13 protein-coding genes and 1 pseudogene are annotated in these 14,133 nt (G+C 45.7%); 9 read left to right on the top strand and 5 right to left on the bottom strand.

What is annotated here, in order from left to right:
• The 4 genes from BBG47_RS30420 to BBG47_RS25215 form a co-directional block, all read left to right on the top strand.
• A partial coding sequence (locus tag BBG47_RS30420; protein WP_065294034.1) for a hypothetical protein occupies positions 1-262 on the top strand: 262 nt, incomplete at its 5' end.
• A complete protein-coding gene (locus BBG47_RS25220) occupies positions 225-740 on the top strand; it encodes a hypothetical protein (protein ID WP_065294033.1) in 516 nt (171 codons plus the stop codon). The genes BBG47_RS30420 and BBG47_RS25220, both read left to right, overlap by 38 nt.
• Positions 741-905: 165 nt before the next feature.
• Positions 906-1,043, top strand: coding sequence for a hypothetical protein (locus tag BBG47_RS30145; protein WP_175400637.1), 138 nt, complete (start codon positions 906-908; stop codon positions 1,041-1,043).
• A gap of 165 nt (positions 1,044-1,208) precedes the next feature.
• Positions 1,209-3,494 carry an ATP-dependent DNA helicase gene (locus tag BBG47_RS25215; protein WP_065294032.1) on the top strand — a complete coding sequence of 762 codons (2,286 nt, stop codon included), beginning with the start codon at positions 1,209-1,211 and terminating at the stop codon, positions 3,492-3,494.
• A gap of 123 nt (positions 3,495-3,617) precedes the next feature.
• On the opposite strand, the gene BBG47_RS25210 is transcribed toward BBG47_RS25215, so the two are convergent.
• The 5 genes from BBG47_RS25210 to BBG47_RS25190 all read right to left on the bottom strand — a co-directional run bounded on the left by BBG47_RS25210 (position 3,618) and on the right by BBG47_RS25190 (position 10,316).
• Positions 3,618-4,478: a MurR/RpiR family transcriptional regulator gene (locus tag BBG47_RS25210; RefSeq protein ID WP_065294031.1), complete on the bottom strand. Its 861-nt coding sequence runs from the start codon at positions 4,476-4,478 to the stop codon at positions 3,618-3,620.
• A 67-nt stretch (positions 4,479-4,545) separates the two neighbouring features.
• Entirely contained in the window at positions 4,546-5,265 is a 720-nt protein-coding gene (locus BBG47_RS25205; protein WP_065294030.1) for a hypothetical protein, read from the bottom strand.
• A 54-nt stretch (positions 5,266-5,319) separates the two neighbouring features.
• Positions 5,320-7,467 (bottom strand): hydantoinase/oxoprolinase family protein, encoded by a 2,148-nt coding sequence (locus BBG47_RS25200; RefSeq protein WP_254659923.1) that lies wholly within the window; start codon positions 7,465-7,467, stop codon positions 5,320-5,322.
• Between the two features lie 165 nt (positions 7,468-7,632).
• On the bottom strand, positions 7,633-8,928 hold the full coding sequence (locus BBG47_RS25195) for a citrate transporter (RefSeq protein WP_083189600.1): 1,296 nt from the start codon (positions 8,926-8,928) through the stop codon (positions 7,633-7,635).
• Positions 8,929-8,966: 38 nt separating this feature from the next.
• Positions 8,967-10,316, bottom strand: a complete 1,350-nt coding sequence (locus tag BBG47_RS25190; protein WP_065294028.1) for an FAD-dependent oxidoreductase — start codon at positions 10,314-10,316, stop codon at positions 8,967-8,969.
• 453 nt (positions 10,317-10,769) lie between these two features.
• On the opposite strand from BBG47_RS25190, the gene BBG47_RS25185 reads away from it, so the two are divergent.
• From BBG47_RS25185 to BBG47_RS25165, 5 genes and pseudogenes are all read left to right on the top strand, one after another.
• Positions 10,770-11,291 carry an NUDIX hydrolase gene (locus BBG47_RS25185; RefSeq protein WP_254659922.1) on the top strand — a complete coding sequence of 174 codons (522 nt, stop codon included), beginning with the start codon at positions 10,770-10,772 and terminating at the stop codon, positions 11,289-11,291.
• A gap of 142 nt (positions 11,292-11,433) precedes the next feature.
• Positions 11,434-12,186, top strand: a complete 753-nt coding sequence (locus tag BBG47_RS25180; RefSeq protein WP_065294026.1) for a gluzincin family metallopeptidase — start codon at positions 11,434-11,436, stop codon at positions 12,184-12,186.
• A gap of 74 nt (positions 12,187-12,260) precedes the next feature.
• Positions 12,261-12,506, top strand: coding sequence for a hypothetical protein (locus BBG47_RS25175; protein ID WP_065294035.1), 246 nt, complete (start codon positions 12,261-12,263; stop codon positions 12,504-12,506).
• 87 nt (positions 12,507-12,593) lie between these two features.
• A pseudogene (locus tag BBG47_RS25170) lies at positions 12,594-12,957 on the top strand (hypothetical protein).
• Between the two features lie 229 nt (positions 12,958-13,186).
• A complete protein-coding gene (locus BBG47_RS25165; protein WP_065294025.1) occupies positions 13,187-13,783 on the top strand; it encodes a hypothetical protein in 597 nt (198 codons plus the stop codon).
• The last annotated feature ends 350 nt before the right edge of the window (positions 13,784-14,133 follow it).

Raw genomic sequence — 14,133 nt, 5'->3', positions numbered from 1 at the left:
CATGGAAGAAGGACAGAAGTGGTATGAACCGAATAAGTCGGGGACATCTGCTAACAAAGTATTCATGCATCAGTTCTACCGCCTCTTGGTTGTCAGATGTATTACCATGGAAGAGGCTCAGGCGATAAACGCCCCAGCCTTAGATAAGAGCAATCTAAGTTGGGGCGTTTCTGAATACAAAAAGTTAGGCGAAAGTCCTAAAAGTATAATTGGAGGGGCTTTTTATGAAGGTGTGGGGAAAGCATCCAGATCCAAACAATAAATACGGAGCCACATTTACATTAGGTGAAAGCGACACAGATTTGCCTGAAAATGCAATTATCTCAGTAACTCGTGGAGAGAAATTTGATTTTATCAGAATAATAATAAATGGTATTGTAAATGAATTTGTAAAGAAACAACTCACCAAGAATGAAAACCTAATATATGCGAAACTTTCAGGGCAATTGCAGGGGGGAATTGGTCAAACGGTTACAATTTGGAGAGATAGGGAATCAATGAATAGATTTAGAGCTAAGGGAGCACATAAATTTGCGAAGAGGTTTTTTTCTTGGGTTTTCTATGGGGGCAAAGTAGAAGCCTATTTTTTAACTTGGAGAATAAGAGAGATTCCAACTGAAATAGAAATTGAAAAAACAATAAAGGAATACGGTAGATACTTTGTAGGAGGAAAACTTGTTAGACAATCAAAACAACCAAACAGTACATTAGAAGTTGAAAGTGTAGGTAGAAATCGTTAAAGGTAACATCATATTCATGCATCAGGCTATGCCATAGACGTGCTGCTCGCATGAACAACGCATAGGGTGAAGCTGCTCATTACATAATACTACTTGAGGAAACTGGGGTTTTCTCAAACCGCTCAGATAATTACGGGTTCTCATGACATGAGGAGGTGTAATGTGATGAACAAGAAGAATGATGCGAAGCATAATTCCAAGCAAGTAAAAAAGAAATTAGGTGTTCCAAATGTTGATACGGAATTTGCGGCAGAAACAGGCGCTGGTGCAGATGCAAAAGCCTCTAAAAATCGAACTTCGTGATTAACGAGTTGACAGCGTCCTTGCGTTCATAATGAATGCAAGGGCGCTGTTGTTTTTGTGAAGAAAGGATTTGTTGAAAAAGGTTCATTAAAAGTAAGGAGAACTAACCGTTTTATGGTATACTATGGAACAAATGTTCTATAGCGAAAGTCAGCGGGTGAAGCGATGAAGGATCAAGTGAAAATCGCTGTGAGGCCTTTGGTTGAGTACGTGTACCGCAGCGGGGATTTGGATAGCGGTTTCAGGACGGGAACGGCCCTGACGGAGGGAACCAAAGCGCATCAGCAGGTGCAGCGAACTTACGGTGAGGCGGATCAGAAAGAAGTATATTTATCGGCAGAGATTCCTTGCGGAGATCTGATGTTTGTCATAGAAGGGCGCTGCGATGGGTTGTTGGTAGAGGAAGACGGAGCCGTCGTCATCGATGAGATTAAGTCGACTTCTGGCGAGATCCCACAGTCACTGGAGGATACCTATCCGGTTCATTGGGCTCAAGCTAAATGCTATGCCTATATGTACGCCAGAGAGCATGGAAATGCTCGAATGAAAATCCAATTGACCTACGTACAAGTCGTAACGGGCGAACAAAGACGGTTTCAGCAGGAAGTAGTTTTTGCGGATTTGGAGTTATTTGTACGGGATATGGTAGAGAATTACGCTCCTTACGCGCGGATGCTTCGCGATCACCGGATATCACGAGACAGAAGCATCAGCGGGCTGGATTTCCCTTTCAGCAATTATCGGGCTGGACAGCGTAAATTAGCGGGAGCGGTCTATAAAGTGATCGAAGAGGGAGTAAAATTATTTGCCAAAGCTCCCACAGGGATCGGAAAGACGATCTCGACAACATTTCCCGCAGTAAAGGCAATGGGGACGGGACAGCTTGAGCAGTTTTTCTATTTGACCGCCAAGACGACTACCCGAACCGCAGCGGAGGAGACGTTCGCCCTGATGCAGTCGCAAGGATTGCAGATGCATACCGTAACCATTACGGCCAAGGAGAAAATTTGTTTTCAGGATCAGGTGAGCTGCCGCAAGGAAGATTGTCCATACGCGGATGGCTACTATGATCGAATTAATGGGGCGGTACTTGATATATTGACTAATGAGTTGCTTATCACCCGGCAAATCATTGAGCAATATGCACGCAAGCATCGAGTTTGTCCGTTTGAATTTTCGCTTGATCTCGCTTATGCGGTGGATGCGGTTATTTGCGACTATAATTATATTTTCGACCCTAGAATTTCTTTGAAAAGAATGTTCGCCGAGCGGAAGAGCCGGACGGCGCTTCTGATTGACGAGGCGCATAATCTGGTGGATCGGGCGCGAGAGATGTATTCGGCCACATTGAATAAAGGGGATTTTCTCAGCTTGCAGCGGGAATATAAAGAGCTTAACGCTGAGGTGCACAAGGCGGCCAAGGCAGTGAATTCCTTCTTTATACAACTGCGCAAAGAATCGGACGGAAACGCACAAATTACGCAGGAAGTTCCTGTACAACTGGTTGAACGGGCCGAGGCATTGATCCTCGCAGCAGAAGAGGAGCTTGGCTCCTGTCAGGATACAGAGCAGTCGCAATTTTTGCTGCAGGTTTATTTTGCGACCCGGAATTTTGTGAGGATCAGCAAACTATATGACGAAAGATATGTAACCTATGCCGAGATTTCTTCGAGAGAGGTATCCATGAAGCTGTTCTGTCTCGATCCTTCTCATCTGCTGCGGGAAATGGGCAAGGGCTTCCGCTCGCATATTTTCTTCTCGGCTACCCTTACGCCAATGTCCTATTTTCGGGACATGCTGGGGGCAAGTCCAGAGGAGGATTATACATTATCGCTGCCGTCTCCTTTCTCCCGCGAGCAGCTCGCGGTTCAGATCGAGCCGTTGTCGACGCGTTATCACGATCGCGAGGGAACCAAGCTTGAGCTGGCGAGACGCTTGGGGCAGATGATTACCGACCGTCCCGGAAACTATTTATTCTTTTTTCCTTCTTATGTTTATATGAATCTCGTCTATGAAGCTTTTGCTGCTGCTCATGCAGAAGATGCAAACTTGCGGCTGTTGCTACAGCGGGGGGATATGGCGGAGGAGGAGCGGGAAAGTTTCCTGTCAGCCTTCGATGCTGGAAATGAAGGGACATTGATCGGTTTTGCGGTAATGGGCGGAATTTTCTCCGAGGGGATCGATCTAGTGGGGGATCGCTTGACCGGCGTTGCCATCGTTGGTGTTGGACTGCCGCAGATCGGCCTGGAGCGTGATATCATCCGCGACTACTTCAACTCGCAGGGCAAGAACGGTTTTGACTATGCCTACGTATATCCGGGTATGAACAAGGTACTGCAGGCCGGCGGGCGGCTGATCCGTACAGAGACGGATCAGGGACAATTACTGCTGATCGATGACCGTTATCTGCACCCGCATTATGCGGCATTGATGCCGGATGAGTGGAAGTGAGCGGTAACGGGGGAACTTTCACATATATATGGATTTGACCAAAAAGGTTTTTGCCCGCAAGTGTGGTCATGACAAAAGCGCCCCTTCCGTGATGGAAAGAACGCTTTAGGAACTTTGTAATGTTCATAAATAATAGTTGGTCATCGCCTGATCGCTGGCCAGAACGGCCTCACTGTCAAGCTTCTTCTTCAGGTAAGCCTTGTCCGATGAAATGAAGATGCTCATGATCAAATCGACGACGAACAGGAACGTGATGTGGTTGGACATCAGCGCGCTGTTATTGACCGATATCTTATCCGGCACGATGATGTTCAAGTCCGCATTCTCCGTAATGGGTGACGAATCGTAACAGGTGATCGCAACCGTCTTGACCTGGTGAACTTGTGCGATCGCAACCGTCTCCACGATTTCCTTCGTCGAGCCGGAGCGGGAGAATGCCACAACAGCGTCCTCTTTGCTGCATTGTGCGGCGGCGATTTTCATGGCGCGGCTGTCATTGATCGCTTCGGCCATGATGCCGATGATGGACAAGCGATTCTTCAAGGCGATAGCGGCCAGATAAGAATCGAACATGCCGATTATATAGATGCGCCGTGCTCCCTTCAGAATGTCTACCACTTGGCGGAGCTGTTCCTCGGTGACAAGCGCTGATGTATTGACAATCAGTTCATTATAATCGAGTGCAAGCGCATCGATCGGATTGATTTCTCGTCTCTCTTTTTTCTTAGCCTGCATATCCCGATAGAAGGCGTCTTGGGCGAAGGCGATTTTGAAATCGTTGAAGCCCTTGAATCCGACCTTTTTACAGAAACGGTTGATACTTGTCTCCGATACGCCGATTTCATTGGCAATGGCCGTAATCGTGTTGCGCGTAATAAAATCCGGATTGTGTATGACGAAATTGGCGATCTGATTCTCACCATATGTTAATTTTTGTGATTGGGATACGATTTTGGCGATGACGGCCGGAACCTGTGAAGACATGATACCTCCTCCTGATCTAACGCTGGAAATGACTACTCCGGTGCGTGTCTGGCAATAGCTTTTCCCATTATATCATACTGAGTGAGGTATTGAGAGTTCGCCCTATCCATAATTTGCAAGTTTCGATCTGTTCCATAAAATCTCCCTTCGCAAGCTGTTGCTCCCCGATCAAATAGGCATAGTCCAGCAAATTGGGGAGGAAGGGAAGTCCCAGCAGCTCTTTGCAGAAGGCATGCGCAGCAATCTCACAGCACTGCACTACGCTTGATTTCCTCGTATATGGCCCTAACCTAAAAACCTCAATCCGCTCAAGCTTTTCATTCGTAAAAATCTTCTCCCGATACTCCAGCCAGTGATAGAACTCATGAGCCAGATGAATATCGACTAGAAGGTCGAGATCCGCTGCGCTGCCACATAACCTCTCGCCTAGGACCTCTTGGCATACCGTCCGCATTCCCTTGAGCGAGGAGGCGTACAGTATAATTTCCGGCGTTGTCTTGGAGAAATCGATCTGTGCGCGAAAGGAGACGTTATGAAATTTGCCAGAAGCCTCCGTGATCTCATAACGAAGTCCGGCATCCCTGCACATGCGGCGAATGCCGAGGCCTTTGTACGTCGTAGCCGCCAAGCGTCCGGCTTGAAGCGACTCATGAACGTAATACAGAATTTTCTCCGGCGGTATTTTATGAAACAATGGATCCTGGCACAGCTCCATACAACCTAAGATTTCATCGGACAGACCGGACAGACCGGACAGTGAGTTCGGCAAAAGGGGTTGTACCAGCATTCGGACGCCTCCTTAACGCTCTGCAGTTTCGATAGAATACAAGGCGGATTCCTATTACTGATAAGCCACAACCAGCAATTCATCCTCAGTTGCGAGCATTTCGGTTTCAATTTCAAGGATGGACAGCAGCTGCTCTTTGGTCTGCATGCCGGTTAAGTCCAGCATCTTCTCCTTATAAAAGACAAACACCTTCGGTATCGTGGCATTGGCATCGGAATAAATGGTGTTATCGTCCAAGAATGAGCTTAGCGCTTCCGGCGCGGATTTGCTCAGCTTCGTATAGTGCACATTGCTCTTCTTGAAGCGGACGACGCCTTCACGGTCAAGAACGCTGACAGAGCTGGATTTCTTTTTGAACAAGCCAAAAAAAGATTTCTTCACGTTCTCGCTAACGAATAGGCTCCATCGCCCGGTCTGTGCGGCGAGTGTCGTTGATTCTAGGGGCTGGTCGATGGAGCTGGCAGCAACGTCTCTCATATCTTCCACCGACATTGCTTCCTGTGTCAGATCCTTGGAGCGCAGCTCGGTGGAGCCAGTCGCCATGGCGCGGAGAATATTCTTCTGGCTGTCGATCTCGATGCTGACTTCGACTGTCTCCTCAGAAGCACCGGACTGTACGATACGCTCGATGATGTCGGCGCGAATGCGCTTGATATCCTCTTCGGTAGGATTGACGACCGTCCGCTCAAGCTGTTCTTTGACCATAGCCAGCGCTACGCCGATCGTGGAGACATAGGGCGCATTGTTGGCGATTTGCGATTTGAAGCCTTCACGCTCCGCCATTGCCGGGACGAGCACCGCACCGCTGCCGCCGCCGCCAACCAGCGTGACGAAGCTGCGGTCGAGTTCATAGTCCTCGATCATCTCGTTGACGGTCTTCATCGTCTTATCGATGGCAATATTCATAACCTGTCTAGCGGCTTCCTCTACGCTTAGTCCAACATGATCGGCCAGCGCCTTCCATGATTTCAGCGCTGCTTCCTTGTTTCCTCTGGCATAATCGCCCTCGGGAATATAATTCAGAATGTTGGCCGCTCCGGCTAGTGTATACGAGAATTCTTTGCCTCCGGCGCATTCGCAGATGACATATTCGGCAGGGTCGCCCGCGCGGGGACTGATGAATTTCACCTTCGGATCGACGATGTTCTCTGTCGGGGTGAAGGCTTCGTACTCTTTACCAGCGATATGTGCGCTGCGCGGTCCAACATCGGTAATTCTGCCACCTGCCACCTTGATCATGCTGCCGCCGGCGATGCCAAGCGTGCGCACATCCAAGGATTGCAGGTAGGTGCGGTGGCCGCCAACCTCAGCATTCTTGATCATTACCTTGCCGTTCTTGATCACGGAGATGTCGACACTGGTTCCGCCGACCTCGAAGAAGATTCCGTCGGAAATCTTCTCGTACATCAACGCCCCGGCAACACCTGCGGCAAGACCGGATAGCATCGTTAGAATCGGACGCTTGCGAACCTCGTCAATGCTCATGACACCGCCATCGCAGCGCATAATCATGAGTTGGGACTGGATGTTGGCATCCTTGACGGACTTTTCGGTCATATTGGCGGTCTCCATCATTTTCGGAATGAGGGAGGCGTTAATGACAGCTGTTCTTGTCCGTGTCTTCAAACCGTAGAGCTGGCTGATCTCATGTCCGCCCGTAGCGTAGAGACCCTTGCGGTTGGCAAGATCAACGACACGCAGCTCATTGGTTGGATCATCTACGCTATACGCTTCGGAGGCGACGATCACCTCGGCGCCCTGAGCCGCCAACTCGTCGATGGCATTGTTGATCTGCTCATCTGTCATATTTTTGGAATCCAGATACGTATGAAATGTGTGCAGGAATTTGCCCGGAGCCAGCTCGATATCGCCCGGATTGGACTCGGAGCGGGCGCTGAGCCCGTCGATGCCCGAGCCCATACCGATGATGCCGATACGTGCTACGTCTCCTTCGAGCAGAGCGTTGGTAGCCTGTGTTGTTCCGTGGGCGATGAAGGTAACGTCTTCAGGCTGAATTCCTCTGCTGTCCAGAATTCGCTTCAGTATTTGTACAATCCCTTTGGCCACGCCGTCCGGGTCATGGTGGGTGGTTGGGATTTTCATTTTCTCAATGACTTCAAATGTTTCATTGTCAATTAGTGCCGCATCGGTAAACGTACCGCCGACGTCAATGCCGACCCTTACTTTCGTTCTCCCCATCATGTTCTCCTCCAGTTGGCGGGTCAAGGACCTTCTGCTCGAGCCTCGAGGGTTCTTCGCAGGGCCCTTGTACCCGGTTTTATCTATAAAGGTAATTCAAAAAGCCCACTTTTGAGGACGAAGTTAATCATGTAGTTATTCGACATCGAATCTTGAATTCACCCGGGCTTAAAACACCATAAATGATCCAATGATGACGGCGATCAAGACGGATACCATTGTCCATGGCAGTGTCTTCTTCAGAATCTCGTTAATGTCGCTCTTCGTGAAGTCAGCTACCCATACGTTATGCGAGTTCGTAGGGTCGGAGACGGATTGCACGTTGCTGACAGCGCGCAGGGCAAGCATTGCAGCTACCGGAGTCATACCTGCGGATACGAACAGGGCGGCGATGCCGCTGCCAAGGCCCCATACGTTCAGCGGTCCGCGGTAGATGGCCAGCGGCGACAGAATCGTGAAGAACAGGATAAACATTAGTGGGGTATTCGGCAGCACGGACTCGATCAGCGGCGAGATGACCGCCGATACTTGCGGCGACATAACGGAACTGAGCAGAATGCCGATCCCGATCATGAGTCCCATTGCGCCAGCAACGTCTTGAATTCCTTCCACTAGGGCACTGGAGAGGATATGGACTGGACGCTTTGGCCAGGTGAGCAGGATCGTGACGATCGCACCGGCAATAACGGCCGGAACGATATCGATCTTGAAGATAAAGACGAGCAGTACCGGTACGAGCGGGCTAATCAGGGCAATCGCAGGCACCTTTTTGTCACCGCCGCCAGGTGTTGCAGCTGGCATTGTCCAAGCTTTGCGGCCTTTGCCATCTTTCCGGATATAGAACACGATCATGGTCAGGGCAATGAGGATCAATGGGGAAGCCACAACCAATGTGTAGTTGGCGATTTGGTCAACGGAAAGACCAAGCACATCGACATATACAGCCCAGTTGGACACGTTGAACAGGGATCCGACGCCAACGGCAAGTAGAACAACGATGGAAGCGACGAATTGGGAAATGCCTGCCGTCAGCATAATCGGAATGACGATCGTGCCGACGAGGATGACCATGCCCAGTCCTCCTGCTGCTGAAAAAATAATGGATGCGGTAATGAAAAATAGAATAGCTATAAGTACAGGTTTATCTCCGGCCAACTCAGCCGCCTTGCGAATAATGGATTTGGTGATGCCGACTTTGTTCAGAATTTGGCCGAACCAGGCACCGAAGATGAGTCCAGCAATGGCGCCAGATAGTTTCATCGAGCCTCCGGCCAGAATCGTCTTGGCGATGGTTGCTGACTCTGGATCACTTGATAACAGCGGTACGCCTGCGATAATGGCGAACAGAATCGCCATGCAGGGCAGCGCCAGTATAGTTGGAAGCTTGCGCGTCATCATTAGCCCTACAAACACCAGAAATACGAGCAGAATACCGATTGCTTGGAACCACATTGTAGTTGTCATCTGAATTTCCCCTCTCCAAATGGGTGAAATAAGTTGAACTAAATTTCTAGATAAGCCCCTTGCTCTTTGAGAATCGTCTGCACTTTCTTGATGTCGATGTCTTGTACGTTCTTGCCCTCTAACGCCGCGAGTGCAGCGGCAATCCCGCCGCCATGACCGATGGCTCCGGTCGTCGGAGTGGTTCTCATCGCCGCTTGCGCTTCAAAAGTTGCCGAGATGCAGCGGCCGATAACGATCAGGTTATGTACGGAGGCGGTAATCATGCAGGAATAAGGAATGCTATATACGCCGCCCCATTCCAGTTTCTGATGCTTGGTGCCCTCGCCGTCCGGGCTATGGATGTCGATCGGATAACCAGAATGGGCGATCGTATCGTCGAACAGGCGCTGCTGCAAAATATCCTCGGCCGTCAGCGTATAGATGCCTTTGATTTGACGCGAGCCACGAACACCGATGCTTGGTCCGGTGGACTCGACAACCGCATGCTCGAATCCTGGTATGTATTTGCGGACAAACAGCTCCAACTCACGGCACTGCTTGCGGCCTTCCATTTCAGCCTGGCTGAGACTGTGCGCGTCAGTGGCGTCATAGCCGATAATCCGTGTTGTGTTGAGGATGACTTCGCCCGGGTTATTAGTCTCAAAGAATAAAATATTTTCACGCGGAATGGAGATTTCACCCCGCTCCTTGGCTATTCTGAACAGGCTGTCAAAGCCGCCAACCGACAGACGTGGGGACTTCTCAATAATGGAGGTATCCCCGTTATACAGTGGGAAGTCTTCCGGATGACTGTGAATATATTCCTTGACCCTTGGGATATCGACGTTGTACATTTTCATTTTCAGGGTCATCGGCTGCGTTGCTCCGTCGGATTCGCGTCCTTTGGAGTATTCGACTCCGGCAAGGGCCGAGAGGTCGCCATCACCCGTTGCGTCAATGAAGACGGAGGCATGGATGTCGCTGAGCCCGGATTTATTGCAGACCTGTATGCCCGTGATGCGGCCATTTTCCATATAAACGCCTGCCAGCATCGTATGGTACAAAATATCGCCGGATGCTTCCGTGACCATCAGCTCAAGCTCATGCTTCATCGCTTCGGCGTCAAACGGGGTAACAGAATAGGTAAATCCGACCGTGTCGAAAATATGTCCCGGGGATTTGCCCAACCGCTTCAGCCGCTCGATCAGATGCCCGGTGAAGCCCTGAATGACCTGCTTCTCGCCGGCATGGAAAGTCATCATTGGACCGACGCCGTTAGCGGTCAGTGTGCCGCCAAGAAAACCATGAGACTCGACAATAAGCGTCTTCGCCCCAGTCTTGGATGCGGCGATGGCTGCCATAGCACCGGCGATGCCGCCGCCCATTACAACTACGTCATACTGAATCATGTACGCTTCGCTCCTTTACTCGTAAGATGAAATCCTCTGATGCCTTTAGGCTAACAAATAAAAAATATTTTGTAAACGCTTTTAGAAAATTATTTTCTAAATATCCGAATATACTGAAAATATTTTACGAAGTTGTGAAGGGTGATGTTAAAAGGTAGGTGTGTGGAATTATCGTATAAAAGAAGACTTCCGCTTTCGGAAGTCTAAGTATGGTACCGACAATGAGATTGATGGATCGCCGTTCGTGAGCTTAACAGAAACATCTAAACTGGTGGAAGAAGCAAGGCAAAGGCTTTCGGAGAAAGATTCCGCTCTTATTAAGCAAATACTGGTCTGACCAGTGAATCCTATTCGTGGTTACAAATTACGTGAATTTGTTGTAATATTGAACCAATTTAATGAGGCTTAGTTATCTTACTAAGTAAGGAAATAGAGAAGAAATTCTCACTTTTTTTGAAATACAAATTGTTGAAAGGGACTGATTATATGTTCTTTGTTAATTCCAGAGCGATAATTGAAAGAGACTTTAATAATGAAAGACAAATTGTAATTCAGACAAGAAATAAACCCAACGAATCATTGAAAATTGAATTACCTGGAGGACGAATTGAACCATATGAATCATTAACACAGGCATTGAGAAGAGAAGTAAGGGAAGAGACCGGACTGGAAGTAACAGAAATTGAAGGAGAAGACACAAGAATTGATACGACCGGAATAGATCCAGAATTTGAAGTTGAATGTATGAAACCCTTTGGAGCATATCAAACAATAAGAGGGCCAATTGATTCAGTAGGGTATTATTTTAGATGTAAAGCGGAAGGAGAGATAGTAAAGAGCGGGGATGAAACGACAGATATTAAATGGATAACCACAAAGGAGCTATCAGAATTAATCAATAGCAACCCATTACAATTTTCAAACGTTGATCGAGCTGGGATTATATATTATTTAAAGCAACTTGAAAGATCTTGAATGGGTCTCAAATAAGGCAGCTGACATCAGATATCATGGTATCTATGTTACGGCCTAATTATCTTACATAAACACTATAGGAAACCAGCGCAAACCGAAGACCGAAACGAAATAATTTGATCTCTAGAGGGGGGGACGAAATATGAAAAAGATCATAATCATTACACTAATGGTTATGCTCATGAGTTCTTGTTCATTGCAAGCAATTACTTATCCTAAGGAACTAGCACTTGCTCAAGAAACTGAGCATGCTATGATTTACGTTCGAAAAACAGACCAGGATATTAATGACATGGTTGAAATAATATCAAGTGAGTTCGAAAATCAATATAAACGGATTACTGATATGTTCCAAGTCTCACCCTCTCAAAAAGCAATTATTCATATTTATACGGATAAAGACCAGTTTCGCCAGATGATTGGCCGAGACACCGAAGGAACATATGATGCTAGAGATAAGATAATAAAGGTCTATACACCAAATGACTTAAGTAGAATCGATGTTCGCAATGAGTACACATTTCAAATCATCCATGAATATGTTCATGCGATTATTCAACAAATTAATCAAGAGATCGGGAATATGAAGTGGTTGGACGAAGGTACAGCGTACTATGTCTCAAAACAATTGGAAGCCGAAATAAAGAGCGAAAGATATGTCCATATATCTGCCCCTGATATAAGTAAATTTTTAAAGAGTCAGACGTATTTTGATGAGGCGGGTGGGCAAGCATATTACTTTTCTGGTCTAATCGTACAATTCATTTATGAGAAGTATGGAAAAGACAAGTTCAATAGAATAATCAGAGAACCTGATGAGATTGAAAACATATTAAATAAATCTATTGAAGATTTGTATATGGAATGGAAAGAGTATGTAAATGCCTTATATTAATGAACACACAACCCAGTCTAAGATAAGACTATCTAAGGCTGGGTCTTGTCGTCAACGGATTGGAAGTGATCTCTATTAGTAACATTGATAAGCGAGATAAACTTAGTGAAGAAGTGTTTACTTATAGACAAACGAAAGATAATAAAACAATCATTTACTGGAAGGGCAAACAAGTAACCATTCTTGCCGGGAAGGAAAGTGAAAGGTTTTTACAAAAAATCGCAAATAAAGTTCATAAAGAAGTTCAATTAATAATGGCAAAAGCAACTGGAAATTTTAAGCGAGGAAATGAGAAGGATAATAAGAAAAAGAAGACTTGATAGTAAAGAATGTCAAAGATAATTTGTATTTGAGATGGCATCGTGGGAAAATTTTTTTGTAGGGGACAAGAAAAGGAGTAGAAGTCAATGATTCAATCCTTCATCTTTGATATGGATGGCACACTTTTTCAAACCGATAAGATTTTAGAAAGTTCACTCGAAGATACCTTTAATCATCTGAAGTCACTAAATAAATGGGAAAAAGAAACTCCTATTGATAAATATCGTGAAATTGAATAAATCAGATTTGGTGACGACGATTATAGATAAGTATGGCATTACTCATGGTGCAGTAGTAGGGGATCGAATATCGGATATAAATGCAGCTAAGGATAATGGTTTGGTTGCAATCGGATGTAATTTTGATTTTGCACAAGAAGATGAACTTGCTCAGGCTGATATCGTTATAGAGGACTTAAATGAACTAAAATCAATTGTATTTCAGTTATAGAGTAACTGATATTGATCGTGCAGGGTCAAATTATATGTATCTCGAAGAGGACGATGATATCTTATAACACAGCATCTACGCTCCTTGGTTTGCATGAAGAATATTTGGGTGAGGATTCTTCAGATAACCCTGCAAGGCTAATGTCTGACGGCCCCTGCGCGTGCGTGCTTTAAGCTTCTTGGTTTCGTAGATACAATAACGTTAGAAAATATAAGTAAGGGGATCAATGATGTCATACACTAAAGCAGTAATAACTGAACCATATTATGACAAACCTGAATGGATTGCTAATGAAATTACTCGAGAAGAATTTATCTGTTTATCTTCTGAATCGAATGAGCGGGATGTTGAATTATTTCTGATTCTTCTATTTGGTTATAATCATATCAATATAGAACAGTCATTTCTTTTATCTTTTAATGAACTATTGGAGCAAGAGGGAGTTGTACTATCAGGTGGGATTGCTTTCTTTGAAGATGAGAACAAGTATATTTTACCGAGCTGTTGCTGTGGTTTAGAAGATTTCTCTGGTGTGATTGATACGATTATAAATAAACAAAGTCCGTGGATGGGGCATGATCCTGCTCCAGGTATTACATACATAAATGATCAAGTACATGTTTGGCCCGATGATCCGGAAACAATTGATAGTCATGTTAACAAGTCCATTCAATATTCATATAAAGACCTAATAGACAGTCTTGAAAATACTCGAAAAGAATTGCAGGGATTTATTGAAGGTCCATTATATGAATGGATTAATAAAAGAGACGAACAGATTGCTAGTACTATAAAAGATCGGATGAAACAATGGATAATCAAATAAGAGGATGATGGTAGTGAATATTATTAAGATCGATGAACAAACAAAGAAAAATATCCGAATCTCATTTGGATTACATTTATTTTTCTATTTGGATTCTGGGTTTCGTTCCTTTACTTAAATGATCAATTTTTATCAAATACTTTATGGGTTGATATGATTGGATGGGTAAGATATTTGGTAGTGGGATTATTCATTAAAGTATCAGAGCGAAATATACAAAACATTATCTCCGTCTCATTTATATCAATCATGGGTATCTTATTTTGAATCAACAAGATGTACTACAAAACGATTATTTACTACCTTATATATTATTACTAAACAATATTTGTATCTCTGTTATCTTATAT

This window comes from Paenibacillus sp. KS1 (assembly GCF_001680695.1).
GTDB lineage: Bacteria > Bacillota > Bacilli > Paenibacillales > Paenibacillaceae > Paenibacillus_B > Paenibacillus_B suaedae.
The sequence above is the reverse complement of the archived record's forward strand: the minus strand, read 5'-3'. Positions and strand labels throughout refer to the sequence as shown.